This is a genomic window from Williamsia sp. Y712, from assembly GCF_059445525.1.
In genome coordinates this window covers 224,563-244,174 of the sequence record NZ_JCAIUN010000001.1, presented here as the reverse complement: position 1 = coordinate 244,174, position 19,612 = coordinate 224,563, and the positions used below count along the sequence as shown (strand labels likewise).

The 19,612-nt window shown below is 64.1% G+C and carries 15 protein-coding genes, 1 tRNA gene and 1 other RNA gene; 12 read left to right on the top strand and 5 right to left on the bottom strand.

Annotation, left to right across the window (positions count from 1 at the left end):
• Positions 1-41 precede the first annotated feature (41 nt).
• From AC1D75_RS01250 to tgt, 3 genes are all read left to right on the top strand, one after another.
• Positions 42-665, top strand: coding sequence for a TetR/AcrR family transcriptional regulator (locus AC1D75_RS01250; protein ID WP_495513518.1), 624 nt, complete (start codon positions 42-44; stop codon positions 663-665).
• A gap of 49 nt (positions 666-714) precedes the next feature.
• Entirely contained in the window at positions 715-3,060 is a 2,346-nt protein-coding gene (locus AC1D75_RS01245; RefSeq protein ID WP_495513517.1) for an MMPL family transporter, read from the top strand.
• Positions 3,061-3,127: 67 nt separating this feature from the next.
• A complete protein-coding gene (tgt, locus tag AC1D75_RS01240) occupies positions 3,128-4,390 on the top strand; it encodes a tRNA guanosine(34) transglycosylase Tgt (protein ID WP_495513516.1) in 1,263 nt (420 codons plus the stop codon).
• Here tgt and AC1D75_RS01235 read toward each other — a convergent pair whose 3' ends face one another.
• Positions 4,391-5,035, bottom strand: coding sequence for an RDD family protein (locus AC1D75_RS01235; protein ID WP_495513515.1), 645 nt, complete (start codon positions 5,033-5,035; stop codon positions 4,391-4,393).
• A gap of 137 nt (positions 5,036-5,172) precedes the next feature.
• Complete coding sequence (gene gluQRS, locus AC1D75_RS01230; RefSeq protein ID WP_495513514.1) at positions 5,173-6,090, bottom strand: tRNA glutamyl-Q(34) synthetase GluQRS; 918 nt, start codon at positions 6,088-6,090, stop codon at positions 5,173-5,175.
• Between the two features lie 33 nt (positions 6,091-6,123).
• On the opposite strand from gluQRS, the gene AC1D75_RS01225 reads away from it, so the two are divergent.
• Positions 6,124-7,164 (top strand): ATP-dependent DNA ligase, encoded by a 1,041-nt coding sequence (locus AC1D75_RS01225; RefSeq protein ID WP_495513513.1) that lies wholly within the window; start codon positions 6,124-6,126, stop codon positions 7,162-7,164.
• Entirely contained in the window at positions 7,161-8,195 is a 1,035-nt protein-coding gene (locus AC1D75_RS01220; RefSeq protein WP_495515941.1) for a DNA polymerase domain-containing protein, read from the top strand. The genes AC1D75_RS01225 and AC1D75_RS01220 overlap by 4 nt, the downstream gene beginning before the upstream one ends.
• 74 nt (positions 8,196-8,269) lie before the next feature.
• Here AC1D75_RS01220 and AC1D75_RS01215 read toward each other — a convergent pair.
• A tRNA-Ser gene (locus tag AC1D75_RS01215) sits at positions 8,270-8,358 on the bottom strand.
• 93 nt (positions 8,359-8,451) lie between these two features.
• Here AC1D75_RS01215 and ffs point away from each other — a divergent pair.
• From ffs to AC1D75_RS01190, 5 genes are all read left to right on the top strand, one after another.
• Positions 8,452-8,548, top strand: an RNA gene (gene ffs, locus AC1D75_RS01210) — signal recognition particle sRNA small type.
• A gap of 82 nt (positions 8,549-8,630) precedes the next feature.
• Complete coding sequence (locus AC1D75_RS01205; RefSeq protein ID WP_495513512.1) at positions 8,631-9,911, top strand: aspartate aminotransferase type Ic; 1,281 nt, start codon at positions 8,631-8,633, stop codon at positions 9,909-9,911.
• Positions 9,912-9,959: 48 nt separating this feature from the next.
• A complete protein-coding gene (locus AC1D75_RS01200) occupies positions 9,960-11,285 on the top strand; it encodes a glycosyltransferase 87 family protein (protein ID WP_495513511.1) in 1,326 nt (441 codons plus the stop codon).
• A 38-nt stretch (positions 11,286-11,323) separates the two neighbouring features.
• Positions 11,324-12,667, top strand: a complete 1,344-nt coding sequence (locus tag AC1D75_RS01195) for a glycosyltransferase 87 family protein (protein ID WP_495513510.1) — start codon at positions 11,324-11,326, stop codon at positions 12,665-12,667.
• A 115-nt stretch (positions 12,668-12,782) separates the two neighbouring features.
• A complete protein-coding gene (locus AC1D75_RS01190) occupies positions 12,783-15,272 on the top strand; it encodes a DNA polymerase III subunit gamma and tau (RefSeq protein ID WP_495513509.1) in 2,490 nt (829 codons plus the stop codon).
• Positions 15,273-15,354: 82 nt separating this feature from the next.
• Here the strand turns inward: AC1D75_RS01190 and AC1D75_RS01185 are convergent, their stop codons facing one another.
• Positions 15,355-16,680, bottom strand: coding sequence for a class I SAM-dependent methyltransferase (locus AC1D75_RS01185; protein WP_495513508.1), 1,326 nt, complete (start codon positions 16,678-16,680; stop codon positions 15,355-15,357).
• Positions 16,677-18,089, bottom strand: coding sequence for an FAD-binding oxidoreductase (locus tag AC1D75_RS01180; RefSeq protein ID WP_495515940.1), 1,413 nt, complete (start codon positions 18,087-18,089; stop codon positions 16,677-16,679). The genes AC1D75_RS01185 and AC1D75_RS01180 overlap by 4 nt, the downstream gene beginning before the upstream one ends.
• Positions 18,090-18,211: 122 nt before the next feature.
• Here AC1D75_RS01180 and AC1D75_RS01175 point away from each other — a divergent pair, with 122 nt between their 5' ends.
• Both AC1D75_RS01175 and AC1D75_RS01170 read left to right on the top strand, forming a co-directional pair.
• Positions 18,212-18,652 carry an SRPBCC family protein gene (locus tag AC1D75_RS01175; RefSeq protein ID WP_495513507.1) on the top strand — a complete coding sequence of 147 codons (441 nt, stop codon included), beginning with the start codon at positions 18,212-18,214 and terminating at the stop codon, positions 18,650-18,652.
• A 90-nt stretch (positions 18,653-18,742) separates the two neighbouring features.
• Positions 18,743-19,603 (top strand): pseudouridine synthase, encoded by an 861-nt coding sequence (locus AC1D75_RS01170; protein ID WP_495515939.1) that lies wholly within the window; start codon positions 18,743-18,745, stop codon positions 19,601-19,603.
• The last annotated feature ends 9 nt before the right edge of the window (positions 19,604-19,612 follow it).

Here is a 19,612-nt window from a genome sequence, read left to right as displayed (position 1 = left end):
GAAAATTTTCAGAGCACTGCAATTTCCGTACGGTGGGTTGCATGGAGCAAATGGGACTTCGTGAATCCAAGAAGGCCGCCACGCGGCTCGCCTTGGCGACCGCGGTGCTCCGTCACGCCGCTGATGGTGGTTTGGAATCGGTTTCGGTCGACACCGTGGCGGCTGAGGTCGGCGTCTCGGCGCGGACCTTCCACAACTACTTCACCGGTAAAGAGGATGCGCTCATCTACTTTGTCGGTGTTGTCCTCGGGCGGATGGCCGACCACATCGAATCCCGACCGGCTGATGAATCCCTGTGGGATGCAGTCGAATACGGATTGACCGAGATTGCCTGTGATACGGACGCGGTACCGGGCCAGTTCGCCACCCTGATCCGGCTGCTCGAGACCGAGCCGACATTGGTCGCGCACAAGGAGCACAGCGACATGACCGATGTGCAGAAGGCCCGGTTCACCGAGGTCGTCACCGCACGCGGCCCGACAACTGCTCTCGGGCTTGTCGAACGGCTCGTCTTCACCAACGCACTCTGCACTCTGCGCGTGGCTCTGGAGATGTGGACCGAGGGAGCCGCTCCGCACGACGATCTGCGGCGATTCCTCGGTGAGGCGTTCGCGGTGACGAAGGCCGGTTTTACCGGACCGGCGCCGGGTCCCGCCAAACCCTGACCCCAAAAACCTCCTGAAACGAAAATCCCGATGGAAGGAAGCCCCGCACGTGGCTACATATCTTTACCGGATAGGCAGATGGGCCTATCTGAACAAATTCAAGATGGTGGCGATCTGGCTGCTTGTGCTCGTCGGGATGGGCGTGGCCGCCGCAACGCTCTCGAAGCCGACGTCAGAGAGTTTCACCATTCCCGGTGTCCCGTCGGTCACGGCCCAGAACGAGATGGTCGAGGCCTTCCCGGAGAAGCCGAAGTTCTCCGAGAACATCTCGATCAGCTACGTGGTGCAGGCGCCTGCCGGTAGCACGCTGACCGAGCCGCAGTACCAGTCTGCGATCAACACCATGGTTGATCAGATGAAGCAGTTCGACGGCGTGAAGGCGCCCGAGTCGATCGCGAACCCGTTTGACACCTATGGGACGCAGCAGAACCCCGGACCCGGGCGTGACGCGGTGGTGCAGTTCAACGAGCAGACCTTTGGTACCCCGGCGCAGGAGGCGCAGACCGACGCGCAGGTGACCTCGCCGATCAATGCCGACGCGACCATGGTCCAGTTGGGTGCCGCGTTTGATGCCGAGGCCGCAGCCGACGTCAGCGAAACCGCCCACACCCAGATGGATGAGATCGCCGATCAGGCCCGTGCCAGTGGTCTGACCGTCGAGATGTCGGGCACCGCACTGCCCCAGTCGGCAATGGGTATGACGTCCGAGCTGATCGGTGTCGCCGTAGGTGCCATCGTGATGATCCTGACCTTCGCATCGCTGGTTGCGTGGGGCATGCCTCTGATCACCGCGATCATCGGTGTGGGCATCGGCATGATGGGCGTCACCGCAGCAACGTTCTTCTTCGATCTGAGCTCCGAGACCCCGATCTTGGCCACGATGATCGGCCTGGCGGTGGGTATCGATTACGCACTGTTCATTTTGTCGCGGTACCGGCATGAGGTTCATCGGTCCAAGACCCGCGCCGAGGCTGCCGGCAAAGCTGTCGGCACGGCCGGATCGGCAGTGGTGTTCGCCGGTGCCACCGTGTTCATCGCCCTGGCGGCGCTGTTCATCGTCAACATCCCGTTCCTGACGGCGATGGGTCTGGCCGCGGCAGGCACCGTCCTGGTTGCCGTTCTCGTCGCGTTGACCCTGCTTCCCGCCATCCTCGGCATCTTCGGCGAGAAGGTGTTCGGCGGACGCATCAAGTCGCTCAACCCGCCGGATGTGACACCGCACGACCCGGCTCGCCGCCACAACGGTCAGCGCTGGATCAATCAGGTCGTCCGGCGCCCGGCGGTCTTCGCCATCGGTGGCATTGTGCTGCTGGCGCTGATCACGATCCCGATGACCGGACTCAAACTGGGGTTGCCGAACGATGGCAACGGTGATCCGAGCACCACACAGCGCCAGGCCTACGACATGGTCTCCGAAGGCTTCGGGCCGGGCGTGAACAATCCGTTTGTGGTGGTCGTCGACGGCAGCGGTATCGAGGGTGAATCGCAGCGGATCGAGGCTTTCGACGGTCTGGTCGACCAGATCCGCGGCGTAGACGATGTCTCCGCTGCCGTGATCAGCCCCGGAGACATCAGCAGCAACACCGAAACCGCCATCATCTCGGTGATCCCGGACAGTGCTGCCGGAGACGACGCAACCACGGACCTGGTCAAGGACCTGCGCGGGATGGAGTCCGACGTCGCCGAGAGCACCGGGCTGACCTATGGCGTCACCGGCCAGACCGCCATCGAGATCGATGTCTCCGACAAGCTATCGTCGGCGCTCGTCCCGTATCTGATCGTGGTCGTGGGATTGGCGTTCATCTTGCTGATGATCGTCTTCCGGTCGATCCTGGTGCCGTTGACCGCCGCGTTGGGCTTCCTTCTCAGCATCGGCGCGACCTTCGGTGCCACGGTGGCGATCTTCACGGACGGTGACCTGGGGCTGGTGGGCAATCCGCAACCGCTGGTCAGCTTCTTGCCGATCATCCTGATCGGCATCGTGTTCGGCCTGGCGATGGACTATCAGGTGTTCCTGGTCAGTCGTATGCGGGAGGCGTACGTGCACGGGAAGTCTGCCAAGGACTCCATCGTTGACGGCTTCAGTCACAGCGCCCGGGTGGTGGCTGCGGCAGCCGCGATCATGATCTCGGTGTTTGCCGCATTCATGCTGCAGGACATGGTCTTCATCAAGGCGATGGGCTTCGCGCTGGCCGCAGCGGTCTTCTTCGACGCCTTTGTCATCCGCATGACCGTGATCCCGGCAGTGCTCGCACTACTCGGGGACAAGGCCTGGTCGCTGCCGAAGTGGTTGGACAAGATCCTGCCCGACGTCGACATCGAAGGCGAGAAGCTGAACAAGACGCTGGCTGCCGAGGAGGCCGCCCGCGAGGCGGATGCCGAGGTGAAGATCTGACCCGCGTCAGATCCCGGCGCAGGAGTCTGTTTTGCCGGGCAGGGTCACCGGCTGCGAGGATGCAGCGGTGAGCAATATCGACGAAGGCCCCGACCGTACTTTCACGGTCGGGGCCACCCTGCCCGGCACCCTCGGCCGTACCGGTGTGATCAGCACCCCACACGGGGAGATCAAGACGCCGGCGTTTGTCCCGGTTGGTACCAAGGCGACCGTCAAAACCGTTGTGCCGGAAGCCGTCCGCGACCTCGGTGCGCAGGCGGTGCTCGCCAACGCCTACCACCTGTACCTGCAGCCGGGCCCGGACATCATCGACGAGGCCGGTGGTCTCGGAAAGTTCATGAACTGGCCCGGACCGACATTCACCGACAGTGGTGGCTTCCAGGTCATGTCACTGGGTGCCGGGTTCAAGAAGGTCATCGCGATGGACCTGACCGGGATGCAGAACGACGACGTCATCGCCGAGGGCAAAGAACGACTGGCCCGCGTCGACGATGACGGTGTGACGTTCAAGTCACATCTGGACGGATCGACCCATCGGTTCACGCCGGAGGTCTCGATGCAGATCCAGCATCAGCTCGGTGCCGACATCATCTTCGGGTTCGACGAACTGACCACGTTGATGAATACCCGCGCCTACCAAGAGACTTCGCTGGAGCGGACCCGACTGTGGGCGATTCGCTGTCTGGCCGAACACAATCGGCTCACCTCCGAGCGCAGCCACCGCCCGTTGCAGTCGCTGTGGGGTGTCATCCAGGGTGCGCAGTACGAGGACCTGCGCCGTAAAGCGGCCCGCGACCTGGTGACGATGAGCGAAAAAGATGTCGCCGAAGGCGGCCGCGGATTTGGTGGCTACGGCATCGGCGGTGCGCTCGAGAAGCAGAATCTCGGCACCATCGTCCGGTGGGTCAACGAGGAATTGCCGGTCGACAAGGCCCGGCACCTGCTCGGTATCAGCGAACCCGACGACATCTTCACCGCGATCGAAAGCGGTATCGACACGTTCGACTGCGTCTCACCGTCCCGCGTGGCACGCAACGGTGCGATCTATTCACTCGATGGTCGCTACAACGTGACCAACAGCCGGTTCCGCCGCGACTTCACGCCGCTGGACCCTGAGATGCAGAACTACACAACGCAATACACGCGTGCGTACATACATCACCTGTTCAAGGCCAAAGAAGGCCTGGCGGCCACACTCTGCACCATTCACAATGAGCACTTCATCGTGACGCTGGTGGAGCGGGCGCGCCAGGCCATCATCGACGGCAACTATTTCGAGTTCCGGGACGAGTTCCTCGGCCGGTACTACGCGGGCGCCGCAGCCAAGTGATCAGGCGGTCTTGACGACCGAGGTGCCGCCTGCGAACTTGTCGTGCCACCCCTGGTTTCGGGGGTCGCTGTTGATCGTGACGGCGATGGAGACGGCCAGACCGATCCAGATGAAGCCGAGGAACAGCGGCAGGAAGAATATCGGCAACCAGGCCAGGACGCCGACGAGCATCCAGCCGTTCCGTTTGGCAGATTCGTCGATGGTCGGAATGCCGCCTTGTGCACCAACCACTTTGAGCTTCAGCAGCTTCTTGGCGACGGTGGCGCCTTCTTGCTGGGTCTCGAAGTAGACGAAATACGCGTACGCCGCGAAGGACAGTACGAAACCGACGATCAGTGCGATGAACCACGGGGCCACCCAGAAGAGCGCCGTGTAGATGATGTTCATCGGAATCGCGACGATGAGCCAGTCGATGACCCTGGCGGCCAGGCGGATTCCCACATCGGCAGGCGCACCGGGACCGGGTTGCGGCCCGGGCTGACCGTACTGGGGATCTGGCCCGCCGTAGGGGGCCGCGGGTTGTCCGTAGGGAGATCCACCGTTCGATGGCGGCGGGTAGGAGCCCGGCTTTTGCAGCGGGGGAGGGTTGGCGTCCGGGCCGGGGCCGGGATACGGCTCGGATCCGGGGTACTGGGGACCACTCATGGGAACGTCCTCTCGCGGGGGGTATGCCCCCGTCGGTTGTCGATTTGATGAGTGACCTTAAGCCGGGAGTGTCGGCTGAAACGAGAGCCGAACCGATAGATATCCCGATTGAATGACCGTCGACCAGCCCGTGTGTATCAGTGGCGCAAGAGGTCTGCAGGGTCGAGAATCCACGGTTCGGATGGCAGGCTCGCCGGAACGAACCGGGCGAGCATCAGGTCGGCGGAGACCGACTCGCCGGGATCCGCGAGATTCAACGAGTTCGCGATCAGCGACAGGACACGCTGTGCGTCCACGCCGCCTGCCTCCAGATCGGCCAGGGTGACGGCGCCGTCGCGTTTGGCAAGCCGTTTGCGCTCGGTGTTCAGGACCATCGGGACGTGTGCGTACGAGGGAGGTGTCAGCCCGAGCATTGTTGCGAGATAACTCTGCCGGGGCGCCGAACTCAGCAGGTCGTCGCCGCGGACAACCTGATCGACGGCTTGGGCGTTGTCGTCGATGACCACCGCCAGGTTGTAGGCCGGGATCCCGTCGCCGCGACGTAACACGAAATCGTCGACCGGCCCGGTGAACCGACCCTTGAGCACATCGGACACGGTGAACTCGGTGACGTCGGCGCGCAGTCGGATCGCCGGTCGTCGTCCGGCGTCGATGTGGGCCTGCTCCGCAGCGGTTGTCAGATTCCGGCAGGTTCCCGGGTACGCACCCGCGAGACCGTGTGGCGCCGATGGCGCTTCCGAGATCTCGCGTCGGGTGCAGTAGCAGTTGTAGGTCAGGCCGCGATCATGCAGCTCAGCGATCGTGTTGTTGTAATTGGCGAGCCGCTGCGACTGCCACATGATCGGCGGATCCCAGTCGATACCGAGTTCGGCCAGGTCAGCGAGTTGTCGCTCGGCGGATCCGGCGGCCACCCGATCGAGGTCTTCCACCCGCATCCGGAATGTGCGGCCGGTGGTTCGAGCAAACATCCAGGCCAACAGGGCGGTACGAAGATTACCGACATGCAGGTCTCCTGACGGCGACGGCGCGTACCGTCCACCCCCGCGATAGTCCACCCCACGAGCCTACAAGTGGAAGTATTGACGGTCATGGACCTCCCTGTGATGCCGCCGGTGGTGCCGATGTTGGCCAAGGCCGCGGTAAAGATCCCTGATGAGCCCGGCGCCGAAGTGTGGTCGCATGAGCCCAAGTGGGACGGATTTCGCGCCATCATCTTCCGCGACGGCGACGAGGCGGTCATCGGGTCGCGCGGCGGCAAAGACCTGGGCCGCTACTTTCCGGAGCTGATCGAGGCGGCCCGAGATGAGTTGCCCGACAGGGTTGTTGTCGACGGTGAGATCGGCGTCCAGGCAGATCTGGGCGGCGTCCGACGCCTCAGCTGGGATGCGTTGTCGATCCGGATCCACCCCGCCAAGTCCCGCGTGACGATGCTTGCCGAGCAGACCCCGGCAATGTTCATCGGCTTCGATGCGCTGGCGATGGGGGACCGGGACCTGACAAGTGAGGCGTTCGCGGTCCGTCGGGCGGCGCTGCTCGAAGCGATACCCGGCGCCGGTCGCTGCCGGGTCAGCCGGGTGACCACCGATGCCGAGTTGGCGCACCAATGGTTCTCCGAGTTCGAGGGTGCCGGCCTCGACGGTGTGGTCAGCAAACGCCTTGATGGCCGCTATCTTCCGGGCAAGCGCGAGATGGTCAAGGTCAAGCACAAGCGCAGCGCCGACTGCGTGGTGATCGGGTATCGCGTCCACAAGAGTGGAACCGGACTCGGTTCGATGCTGCTCGGCCTGTACGACGAGGGGGAATTGCGGATGGTCGGTGGGGCCGGAGCGTTCTCCGACGCCAAACGGATCGAGCTGCAGCAACTGCTCGAACCGATGCGGCTGGACCCGGACAACGTCGCCGAAGGTGAACCCAGCCGGTGGAAGGAAAAGGGTTCGGCACAATGGATTCCGATCCGTCCGGAGCTCGTGGTCGAGGTTGGCTATGACCAGATGGAAGGGCAACGGTTTCGCCACACGGTTCAGTTCGTGCGCTGGCGCCCGGATCGCGAACCGGAGAGCTGCGGCTACGACCAACTCGAGGTGCCATTGACCTACGACCTGTTCGACGTACTGGAGGGGCAGAACTGATGGCCAGATCACCGGCGGAGGAACTCGATGTCGACGGAACGCCTGTGCGACTGTCGAATCCGGACAAGATCTACTTTCCGGAACTCGGTGAGAACGGTGGCCGCAAACGCGATCTCGTCGGGTACTACCGCACCGTTGCGCTGCAGGGTGCGCTGTTGACCGCACTACGTGATCGCCCGACGTTCCTGCAGCGCTTCCCCGATGGGATCGAAGGCGAAGAGATCTACCAGAAACGGGTCGCGGCCAAGCGTCCCGAGCACGTGGAGTCGACGTCGATCACGTTCCCGTCGGGGCGTAAGGCCGATGCAATCCGAACAAAAAGCGCACCCGATATCGTCTGGGCCGCCAACCTGGGAACGATCACGTTCCATCCGTGGCCCACCATCGCACCGGACAACGATCACCCCGACCAGCTCCGCATCGACCTGGACCCGCAACCAGGTACCGATTTCTCGGACGCGCGCCGGGTGGCGATCGACGTCCTGCATCCGCTACTCGACGAGCTGGGGCTGCACGGCTATCCGAAGACCTCGGGCGGCCGCGGACTACACGTGTTCGTGCCGATCGAACCGAAGTGGGACTTCATCTCGACCCGGCGGGCCGTCATCGCACTGGCCCGAGAGCTCGAACGCCGCGACAGTTCGGCGATCACCACGTCGTGGTGGAAGGAAGAGCGCGGGGAACGGATCTTCATCGACTTCAACCAGAACGCGCGTGACCGGACGATGGCCGCCGGCTACTCGGCCCGTCGCACCCCGACGGCAACGGTCTCGACACCGGTCACCTGGGAAGAGCTCTCTGACGTCGATCCGTTGGATTGCACCATCGCCACCGTCCCGGACTTGTTGGCCAGGCGTGGTGATCCCATGTCCGACATCGACTCTCATCGCAGCGGTCTCGAACCGCTCCTCGAAATGGTGGCGCGAGATGAACGGGATGGATTGGGGGACATGCCGTATCCGCCGAGCTATCCGAAGATGCCGGGTGAACCCAAACGGGTGCAGCCATCACGCGCCAGAGACGACACCTGACCCGTTTGCAGGGGAGCTGAAAAACGAAATCGCCCCGTATGGAAATACGGGGCGATCTCGATGTTTCGTCCTTCTGGCGGAGGATAGGGGATTCGAACCCCTGAGGGCTATTAACCCAACCCGCGTTCCAGGCGAGCGCCATAGGCCACTAGGCGAATCCTCCGTCCGGCAGCTTACCGGCTCCAGGCGCACTCGCCAAAAACGGGCTGCTCAGAGGGTAAGTTTTCGCTCTCTGCGGTCGGCCCGCTACACTCGATTCTGGATCCCGCGCGGCGAGCATCCTGTGAACTCCCCCAGGGCCGGAAGGCAGCAAGGGTCAGCGGGCTCTGCCGGGTGCGCGGGGTCCCCTACTTTGTTTCCGAGCAGATCCGCTGTTCTGCGCGTACCTCCGCGCAACCACAGTTCCGGGGCGGGGTCGTTCCGGGAAAGGCCGTAGTGAATTTCCACTCGATGAGTGCTGACCAGCTGACCGCCACCCAATCCGAGCTGCGTGCGAAGTACCAAGCGCTCGTCGATGCCGGCCTCAAGTTGGACCTCACCCGAGGCAAGCCTGCCCCCGCGCAACTCGATCTGTCGGCCGAACTGCTGTCACTGCCCGGTGCCGACGACTACCGCGACGGCAACGGAACCGACACCCGCAACTACGGCGGCGTCACCGGTCTGCCCGAGCTGCGCGCGATCTTCGGCGAACTGCTCGGTATCCCCACCGACAATCTCCTGGCAGGCGGCAATGCCAGCCTGGAGATCATGCACGACCTCGTCGTGTTCGCCCTTCTGCACGGCACTCCCGATTCCGCCGAGCCGTGGGGGCGCGGCCCGATCAAGTTCCTGTGCCCGTCGCCCGGCTACGACCGTCATTTCGCGATCAGCGAGTCCTACGGGATCGAGATGATCACCGTGCCGATGAACGACGACGGTCCCGACGTCGCCTTCTGCGCGGACCTGGTCGCATCGGATCCCCAGATCAAGGGCATGTGGTGCGTCCCGACGTACTCGAACCCGACCGGCGCGACCTACAGTCCCGAGGTCGCCCGCGGTCTGATGTCGATGAAGAGCGCAGCTCCCGACTTCCGCATCATCTGGGACAACGCGTACGTCGTGCACACCCTCGTCGACGAGCCCCCGGCCCCGATCGATGTCCTCGGGCTCGCCGCGGCTGCGGGTAACCCGAACCGGCCGTTGGTCCTTGCCTCGACATCCAAGATCACCTTTGCCGGGGCCGGTGTCTCGTTCTTCGGATCGTCGGCGGAGAACCTGGCCTGGTACCAGCGCCACGTCTCGATCAAGACCATCGGTCCGGACAAACTGAATCAGCTGCGTCACCTTCGTTTCTTCAAGGACGCCGACGGCGTCCGGGCCCACATGGCCAAGCATCGCGAGTTGCTGGTGCCGAAGTTCGCGATGGTGTTGCAGATCCTCGAAGAACGGCTCGGCGGCGCCAAGGTCGCGTCCTGGACCGAACCCGAGGGCGGCTACTTCATCAGCCTCGACGTCATCGACGGCACCGCGGCCCGCGTCATCACGCTGGCCAAGGAAGCCGGGATCTCGCTGACGGGTGCCGGCTCGGCGTTCCCGTACAAAAAAGACCCGAACAACCGCAACATCCGGTTGGCCCCGACGTTCCCCGGCCTCGAGGAGCTTCGTGTGGCCATGGACGGTGTGGCGACCTGTGTCCTGCTCGCGTCGGCGGAGCAGTTGCTCGAACAGCAGGGCTGACATGCACGCGTGTGGTGACCGGACAGGTCGTTGAGCGAGCACAATCCGATGGACTCCGAGTCCGTCACCGCAGAGTCGCACGCAGAGAAAACCGCAGGAAAATCCCATCCTGGACGGACCGTGCCGTGGCCTGCCGCCGTCGTGGTGGTCTCTGTCGTGCTCGGACTGCTGGCGATCTGGCTTCAGCATCTGGCGGTCCCGCTGGACGAACCTTATTGGGGCCTGTTCGGTAACCAGCTCGACCTCGAGGTCTACCGGCAGGGTGCCCAGGCCGTCATCGATGGGCACCGGCTGTACGAGGCCAAGCTCGTCGGAGTCATGGACTACACGTACGCCCCGGCGTCGGTGTTCGTGTTCGTCCCGTTTGCGTTGATGACCGTGGAGATGGCCCGGGTCGTGTGGATGGCGGGCATCTTCATCGCGCTGTACTTCGTGATGACGCTCAGCTTCAAGAATCTCGGCTATCGGATCACCTGGCCGGTGCGGACGATGGCGATGTCGCTGGTGTTGATCTCCACATTGATGGAGCCGGTACGCACCACGATGTGGTACGGCCAGATCAACGTGTTCCTGATGCTGTTGATCCTGTGGGACCTGCTGCGCGAAAAGGACAGTCGGCTGCGCGGTCTGGGTGTCGGGATCGCGGCAGGCATCAAACTGACGCCGCTGATCTTCGTGTTCTATCTGGCGATCAACCGGAACTGGCGGTCGGTGGTCGTCGCCTGCGCGGGACTCGTCGGAACCGTGGTCATCGGCTTTCTCGTGATGCCGCGTGACTCGTGGAAGTACTGGAGTGGGACGTTCATCGACTCCGAGCGGGTGGGCGCGCCCAATACCGTTGGCAATCAGTCCATCCGCGGCGCCCTGGCGAACCTGGGGCAGACGGACAGCCCGAACATCCTCGTGTGGGGCACGCTGGCGCTGGCGGCGCTGGTACTCGGCATGGTCGCGGCCTCCCTTGCCCATCGCGCCGGTCACGAGCTGCTGGCGATCACACTGGTCGGGATGACGGGCACGGTGGTGTCTCCGATGTCGTGGGGTCATCACTGGGTGTGGGTGGTTCCGATGCTGGTGATCGTGGTTCACCTGGTGCTGTCTGCACAGACGCCTGCGCTCCGGATCCTCGCCGCGGTGGGTGCGCTGGCGATGCTGCTCACCACCTTCGTCTGGCGCACCTACCTGGACCATCCGGTGCTTCAGATCGAGCGGGTTCTACCCAACGGCTACTTCACCGGACTGTTCCACAAGTTCGGGATCACCTGGCTCCGGTGGTTCACCTACGACCCTTACAACTGGATGTTCCTGGTGGTCGCTGTGGTCAGCATCATCTGCCTCACGGCAAGCCGCAGGGCCGAACGGGTGTCAGCAGGCTAACATTCCTGGCGAAGTCACTGCTGGGGGAAGGCGGAAAAGTGCCCACTGACGACGCCACGCCTTCTTCGACGCGACTGCGTTTCCCAACCAGTCCCTGGCTGCTTGCCGGGTTCGTGGTCGCCGCTGTGCTCGCGGTCTACGTCCAGGTCACCTTCATCCCGTTGGACACCAACGTCTTCGGCCTCTTCGAAAACCAGGTCGACCTGCATGTCTACCGTCAAGGTGCGCTGCACCTGCTGCACGGGCAACCGCTGTACGAAGCCCCGATGCTGCCGAACGGGTTGCTCTACACCTACACCCCGTTCTCCACGATCGTCTTCCAGCCGTTTGCCTGGCTCGCGGTCGGCTCGGCCGATGTGGTGTGGACCGTACTGATCTTCGCGGCGCTGTTCTATGTGATCGTGGCGTCCTTTCGGAGCCTGGGCTACCGCGTCGACTGGCGGTTGCTGGTGGTTTCCGCGGCGCTTGTGTGCTGCTCGACGTTGCTCGAACCGGTTCGGACCACGATCTGGTACGGACAGATCAATGTCTTCCTGATGGCGATCGTGCTGTGGGATCTGCTGCGGCCGGATGGCAGTCGGCTCAAGGGGATCGGCGTCGGTCTGGCAGCGGGCATCAAACTCACGCCGGGCTTCTTCGTCCTGTACCTCGCGATCACCCGGCGGTGGCGCGCAATCGTGGTCGCCGCTGTCACCGTCGTGTGCACGATTGCTCTCGGGTTCCTGGTGACACCCGGGCAGTCGTGGAAGTACTGGACGGATCGGGTGATCAACTCCGAACGCGTCGGGCCGATCGATGCACCCAGCAATCAGTCGATCAAGGGCGCGCTCGCCACAACGTTCAAAACCGTAGATCCCGATCAGCTGTTGTGGGCATTACTGGTGGTCGTCGCGGTCGTGATCGGTATGAGCGCGGCCTTTCTCGCCCATCGGCATGGGCAGGAGCTCCTGGCGCTGTGCCTGACCGGTATGACGGCGACTGCGGTCTCCCCGTTCAGCTGGGGACATCACTGGGTGTGGTTCGTGCCGCTGCTCGTCTATTTGATCCATCTCCCCATCGCGGCCTGGCGCGCCGGGCGGACCCGACTGCTGCCGGTGACGCTGTTGCTCCCGGCCGCGCTGTTCACCACGGCCTTCACCTGGCGCAACCACCTGCCGGGCGGCGCAATGGGATTCACGCCGTTCTACGGGACAGGCATGTTCATGACACCGTTCCCGGACTGGCTGCGGTGGTTCTCGGCCGAGCCGTATCTGTGGGTCTTCGGGGTCACGGCAGTGGCGACGTTGGCCGTGTGGGGGCCTGCCGAGTTCCGGAGGCTGCGGACTCCGAAGCCTGCGCCTGAACCGGTCGAACTCGCGGTCCGCGACAGTTTGCGTGACTAGCGGCGGCTTCTGATCTGGACACCGGTGGTCGGTGTGAACAATCAGCACACGATTGTCCGGCAGGCAACAACTGGCCGACCCCGCGGCCGTCGTACCTCGCCGGTAGTCTCGCACCGTGGCTCTTTACCGGACTTATCGCCCCGCGACCTTCGCCGAAGTTGTCGGGCAGGAGCATGTCACCGAGCCCTTGGGTGTCGCCCTGAACTCCGGCCGGATCAACCATGCCTACCTGTTCTCGGGTCCGCGTGGTTGTGGCAAGACGTCGTCGGCTCGCATCCTTGCCCGTTCGCTGAACTGCGTGGAAGGGCCCACCTCGACGCCCTGTGGCGTCTGCTCGTCATGCATCGCGCTGGGTCCGGGTGGCCCGGGCAACATGGACGTGATCGAACTCGACGCCGCCAGCCACGGTGGTGTCGACGACACCCGCGAACTGCGTGATCAAGCGTTCTATGCGCCTGCCGAGTCGCGCTACCGGGTGTTCATCATCGACGAGGCCCACATGGTCAGCAACGCGGGTTTCAACGCGCTGCTCAAGATCGTGGAAGAGCCACCAGAGCATCTGATCTTCATCTTCGCGACCACCGAGCCCGAGAAGGTCTTGCCCACCATCCGGTCGCGCACCCATCACTACCCGTTCCGGTTATTGGCCCCGGCAACCATGCGCGGATTGCTCGAACGCATCTGCACGAGCGAGCACGTCACCGTCGAACCGACGGTGTTCCCGTTGGTGATCCGAGCGGGCGGCGGTTCTCCGCGTGACTCGCTCAGTGTCCTGGACCAGCTGCTCGCCGGTGCAGGCCCGGAAGGTGTCACTTATCAACGGGCGCTGGCTCTGCTGGGTGTCACCGATGTGGCGTTGATCGACGACGCCATCAACGCACTGGCCGACCACGACGGCGCCGCGCTGTTCGGGACGGTCGAGGCCGTGGTGGACGCCGGACACGATCCCCGCCGGTTCGCGGTCGACCTGCTCGAACGTCTGCGGGACCTGATCCTGATGAACGCCGTCCCCGATGCCGCGCAACGAGGACTCGTCGAAGCCCCTGACGATCAGGTCGAGCAGATGGTCGCCCAGGTCGCCCGGCTCGAAGCGGGCACACTGACCCGTTTCGCCGAGACCGTCCACGACGCACTGGGGGAGATGCGCGGGACCACGTCCCCGAGGCTGCTCCTGGAAGTGATGTGCGCCCGGATGCTGCTGCCGGCCTCGTCGGATTCGGAGTCCGGTGTGCTGCAACGGATCGAGCGCATCGAGTCCCAGCTCGCCAGTGGCGTGATCGCCACTCCGGGTGATGGTGCGTCTGCGGTGTCCGGGTCTCCGTCGGTATCGTCGGCGGCTCCGATCGACGCGGCACCCTCGAAGTTTGTCCGACCGTCGCAGCGTAAACCGCAGGACGACGTCGCCGAATCGGAGCCGGAGGCCGCGCAGGCGCCTGTACCGACTCCGGTCCCCACTCGAGAACCCGTGCCGACCCCCACCCCGGAACCGGAACCGACTCCCGCGCCGCAGCCGAAACCTGAACCCGCGCCAGTCGCGGAACCTGCACCGGTTGTGGAACCTGCACCGGTCGTAGAACCTGCAGCGGTTCCGGAGTCTGAACCCGGGCCCGACCTTGCACTGGTGCCCGAGCCGGCCCCTGAGCCCGAGCTTGCGCTGGTGCCCGAGCCGACCCCCGAGCCCGAGGCGACCCCCGAGCCTGTGCCCGAGCCAGCACTCGAACTCGAGCCCGCGCTCATCCCTGCGCCGCAGCCGGTTTCGGTCGAGCCAGAGCCAGAGCCAGAGCCAGAGCCAGAGCCAGAGCCAGAGGTGGCGCCGGAACCGCAGCCCGCGCCGGAACCAGCGACCGCGGAACCAGCGGCAATGTTTGAAGTGTCGACACCGCCCGAGCCAGAAAAGGAATCGGAGCCCGCTCAGGAGCTCGAGTCGGCTTCGCCGTTCGATGATGTCCCGCCGCCGCCCGAACCTGATTTCGAGCCGGAGCCCGATCATCACGCTGAGCCCGCACCACAGGTCGAGCCGGAGCCCAAGGTCGCAGCCGCCGGGCTCGATCTGGCTGCGGTACAGGCGAAGTGGCAAGAGGTACGGTCTGCGGTCCGAGCCGCCAACAAGGTGACCGAGGTGATGCTCTCGGGTGCCTCGGTCCGTGGAATCGACGGCAGCACCCTGATCCTGAGTCACGACTCGCAACCGCTCGTTCAGCGGTTGAGTTCGCAGCACGCGGTGGACGTGATCAACGCGGCGATGACACATGTTTTCGGCGGCGACTGGCAGGTCCAGGTGCATGCGGCGTCCGCGATGCCGGCAATGCCGAAAACCCAGACCGCGCAAACCGATACCCGCAAGCCCGAGGCGAAACAGGCCACCTACACCCGGCCGAGCCGCGGCGCTCCGGCCACCCCGAGCGCAGGTGACGAAGAGTCACCCGAACCGGAGCCTGAACCGGAACCGGCTCCCGAGCCCGTCAAAGACGAAGACCTCACCGATGACGAGCGCAACGAAATGGTTGCCACCGCACGCAATTCCACACCGGATCCGCGTCAGGACCCCGAGCAGATCGCGATCGCGTTGCTGACGAGTGAACTCGGCGCCACGCCGATCAACTAGGCAAGCGACAAATACACCAGTTCCAGTCAAAAGCACACGTTGGAACGTGTGGCTTTGACTGGAACTGGTGCTTCTGCGGAGGTTAGGCCTGCCACCACGGGCGCAGCGGGAGTCCGCCGTTGCCGCCGTCGTTGTCGAGCTTGACGGCCAGCACCTGGTGGAGCTGAATGATGTTGCGGTCGAAGCCGAGTCGGCAGCCGGCCATATAGAGGCCCCAGAGCCGGGCGGTGCCTTCGCCGACTTCCTCGACGGCGGCATCCCAGTTGTCGACGAGGTTCTTGTTCCAGTCGCGCAGTGTCATCGCGTAGTGCTCGCGCAGGTTCTCCTCGTGGAGAACCTCCATCGAACCGACGTCCTGGATGGCGGAGATGATCGTGCCCGAACCGGTGAGTTCCCCGTCGGGGAACACGTAGCGGTCGATGAATGCGCCCGCCTTGCCCTTTGATCTGTTGTTGGGGCGGGTGATGCAGTGGTTCAACAGGATTCCGCCATCGCGCAACTTGGCCCGGATGAACTTGAAGTACGACGGATAGTTCGCGATCCCGATGTGCTCGGTCAGACCGATCGACGACACGGCGTCGAAATCTTCTTCGGTGATGTCGCGATAGTCGCTGTGTCGGACCTCGGCGAACTCGCTGAGGCCTTCGTCGATGATGGCCTGCTGTGCGTACTGCGCCTGCTCGGCTGACAAGGTCACACCGATGACGTGGACTCCCTGACGTGCGGCGTACCGGACCATCGAGCCCCAGCCGCAACCGATGTCGAGCAGTCGGTCACCGGCCTTGAGCTTCAACTTCTCGAACACCAGGCGGTATTTGTTTTCCTGGGCCTCTTCCAGGCTTGCGTCCCGCTCGGGGTAGCAGGCACAGGTGTAGGTCATCGACGGTCCGAGGACCAGCTCGTAGAAGGCGTTGGAGACGTCGTAGTGGTAGTGGATGGCCTCGGCATCGCGGGTCCGGCTGTGCCGCAGACCCTCAGCGATCCGGCGCCACCGTGGCAGCTGTTCCTGTGGTGGTGGTGCAATCAGTTTGAAGTGTTCCAGACCGATCGAGCGGGTGATCTGTGCCATCACGCGGGCCGAGGGGCGCTCGAAGTGGATGTCTTCGGCGAGGGCACGCAGGGCGTCGTAGGGGTCGCCACCGGGCGCACCGTGCAGCTTGAGGTCGCCTGCGATGTAGGCGCGGGCCAGTCCGAGGTCTCCGGGAGCTGTTGCCAGATACGTAGTTCCCCGGGGCGTCACCAACTCCACGCCGTACTCGGCGTCCTCGGGACCAGCCGAGCTGCCGTCGTACGCAGTCACCCGTACGTTCAGATCTCCACCCGCAAACGCTTCGACGACCTCGGCCAAGCTGAGCTTGGGACCTACCACCGATCCGGAAGTGAGGTCATTTTCTTTGAATGTCGTCACTGACGTTGCACCGCCTTTGCGTAGAGGTCGAGGAGCCGCGACCCTGGGTCATAGTGTTTCTTCAACAGGCGGTAGGGCTCCCCGCCGTACAGTTCATCGAACTCTTCTTTGCCGTAAAAAGACTCGGAATACAGCGACTTGTGACCACCGAGTTCGGACACCTTGATCTCGATCAGGCGATTTGCGTAGCCCTCGGGTTGGTCATCGCGCTTGGGTACCGCCGACCAGAAGCCCACGTTGACGTAGGTCCGGGCAGGTTCGAGTGGGTACAGCGGCCACGGCCGTTGGGTGTCGGCACCGGGCAGCGCCGGTTCGCGAAGTCGTAGTGGGCAGAGCCAGATCGGTTCGATGGGGATGTTCTCGAGAAACCATGCGATGAATTCGGCGGTCCGCTCGATCGGCACCTCGATGTCCTGCACCACCCGCTCATTCGGGGGCTCACCTTTGCGGGCATTGAGCTTGTCGCCGACGTTGAATCGATGATCGAGACCGATCAGTTTCCAGTAGAAGCTGCTGCGCAACAGCTTCTTGGGCCACAGCCGTCTGATGCGAGGGTTCTGCGCACCGAATGCGCGAGAACACCAGAACCAGTCGGTATCCCAGCGCCAGAGGTAGTCCGAGATGGTGAGGCGGTCGCGGATGGGTGTGGAGTCCGCGGAGTGCTGGATGGACCGGTAGAAGATCTGATCGCCGGTGTAGTCGCTCACCGGGCCGCCCGCGGTGGTCTGCCGGCCGAGGGTCAGGTAGCTCTCGGCGGCCGAGAAGACCACACCGTCAAGATAATCCACGCGTTCATCGTCGAACTCGCCGGCGTCGACGATCTGTGCCATCGCGGATTGGAGTGCCTCGACCGTGGTGAAGCGGACATGGCGCAGTTCCACAAATGGTGCGACCTCTTCGAGTTCGATCCGCAGTCGTGTCGAATAGCCAAGAGTGCCGTAGGAATTGGGAAATCCGAAGAACAGATCCGAATTCTCGCTGGTTGGCGAGGTGGTGACGATCTCGCCCGCACCGGTGAGGATGTCGATCTCGAGGACCGACTCGTGCGGCAAACCGTTGCGAAACGACGTCGACTCGATACCGAGGCCGGTCACCGCGCCGCCGAGGGTGATCGTCTTGAGCTGTGGAACGACCTTCGGGGCAAGTCCGTATTTGAGCGTGGTGGCGACGAGTTCCTCGTAGGTGCACATGCCGGCGACATCCGCGGTGCGCGCGGCCACGTCGACGGAGATCACCCGGGCGAGTCCGGAGACGTCGAGGCCGGGGTACGGATTTTTGGCTCGTTTGCGGAAGAGGTTGGATGTCTTTTTGGCCAGACGGACCCTGCCGGAAGCCGGAATTGCCCGGTAACTCGCCAGCAGCGTCGCGACTCCTTCATCGAAGGCGGCGCGACCGGACACGGAACCCATAACCCTCGGCACGCATAAGAGCCTAGGACTACCGTCCAGCGCATGCCACTTCGGAGGGTCCGCATGTGGTTCTGGCAGGCTCAGGGGTCTGAAGCATCATAAAACCGGAAGGTGATTTTTTCGTGGCACAGGTAACCGCATCACAGTCGATTGAGATCAATGCCGCGCCCGAGCAGGTTCTGGCGGCACTGTCCGACTACCAGACCGTTCGACCGGCCATCCTTCCCGCGCAGTATCGCGACTACGCCGTGGTCGCCGGTGGGGTCGGTGCCGGGACCGTCGCCAAGTGGACTCTGCAGGCGACGTCGAAGCGCTCGCGCAATGTGCAGGCCTCTGTGGACCAGGTGGGTTCGACGATCACCGAGACCGACGCGAACTCGTCGATGATCACCACCTACCAGGTACAGCCGCTGGGCACGGGCTCGAAGGTCACCACCGTCACCACCTGGCAGGGTGCAGGCGGTATCGGTGGCTTCTTCGAGAAGACCTTCGCGCCGAAGGGTCTGGGCCGCATCCAGGCCGAGGTGCTCGGAAACCTGAAGTCGCACGTCGAACGCGGCTGATCGGTCAGATTCGGGCCCGCTGAAGAATCCCTGTTGAGGAACCGTAGACCGTCGCCACTGCCCTTGCGGGACGGTGTCGACCCGACCCGAGTGGTGCTGCGGCGCTCAGATGTCACCGTTGCCGAGGCCATGCTGGCGGCACCGGCCTGCGCCGGCCTCTCGGTGGCCGACCTGTCGGTGCGGGCCGCGCAGGGTGAGGTGCTCGACATCGCAGGCGATCGAGTCGATCTGACCGCGCCTGCCCAGGTGGGACGCCCGATCTATTTCTATCGCGACCTGCCGGACGAAACGCAGATCCCGTTCGAGATGCCGATCATCCACATCGACGACAACCTCGTGGTGGTCGACAAGCCGCACTTCTTGGCGACCATGCCGCGCGGCGCGCACGTGGTGCAGACCGCCCTGGTGCGGTTGCGCAGAGAGCTCGACAATCCGCAGATCAGCCCGGTGCACCGGCTGGATCGGCTCACCGCGGGTGTCCTGATGTTCAGTCTGCGGCCGCAGGCCCGGGCGCCGTACCAGTTGTTGTTCGCCGATCGCCGGGTGGACAAGGAGTACCGCGCCCGGGCGCCTCTGGCCGACGGCCTCGAGTTGCCCGCGACCGTTCGGAACCGCATCTTGAAGGACTCCGGTGACCTGCGGGCCCGGGTGGTTCCCGGTGAGGTGAACGCGATCTCGCGCATCGAACTGACCGACACCGCCGGTGACCACGGTGTCTACCGTTTGCTCCCGCAGACCGGCCGCACCCATCAGTTACGGCTGCACATGTCCGGCCTCGGAATCCCGATCGACGGTGATCCGCTGTACCCCGAGGTCCGGCCGGATGTGGCGGCCGCACCCGATCACGGTGACTTCTCCAGCCCTTTGCAACTGCTGGCCTACGCTGTGGAGTTCGACGACCCACTGACCGGGCGGCGCCGTCGCTTCGAGAGCGTCCGCAACCTGCACTGAAGGGAGGGC

What these genes read in the sequence shown, in the direction of transcription:
- AC1D75_RS01200 (WP_495513511.1), top strand. Translation starts at nt 9,960, where the DNA reads ATGGACTCCGAGTCCGTCACCGCAGAGTCGCACGCAGAGAAAACCGCA.
- AC1D75_RS01250 (WP_495513518.1), top strand. Translation starts at nt 42, where the DNA reads ATGGAGCAAATGGGACTTCGTGAATCCAAGAAGGCCGCCACGCGGCTC.
- AC1D75_RS01235 (WP_495513515.1), bottom strand. Translation starts at nt 5,035, where the DNA reads ATGAGTGGTCCCCAGTACCCCGGATCCGAGCCGTATCCCGGCCCCGGC.
- AC1D75_RS01225 (WP_495513513.1), top strand. Translation starts at nt 6,124, where the DNA reads ATGGACCTCCCTGTGATGCCGCCGGTGGTGCCGATGTTGGCCAAGGCC.
- AC1D75_RS01180 (WP_495515940.1), bottom strand. Translation starts at nt 18,089, where the DNA reads ATGGGTTCCGTGTCCGGTCGCGCCGCCTTCGATGAAGGAGTCGCGACG.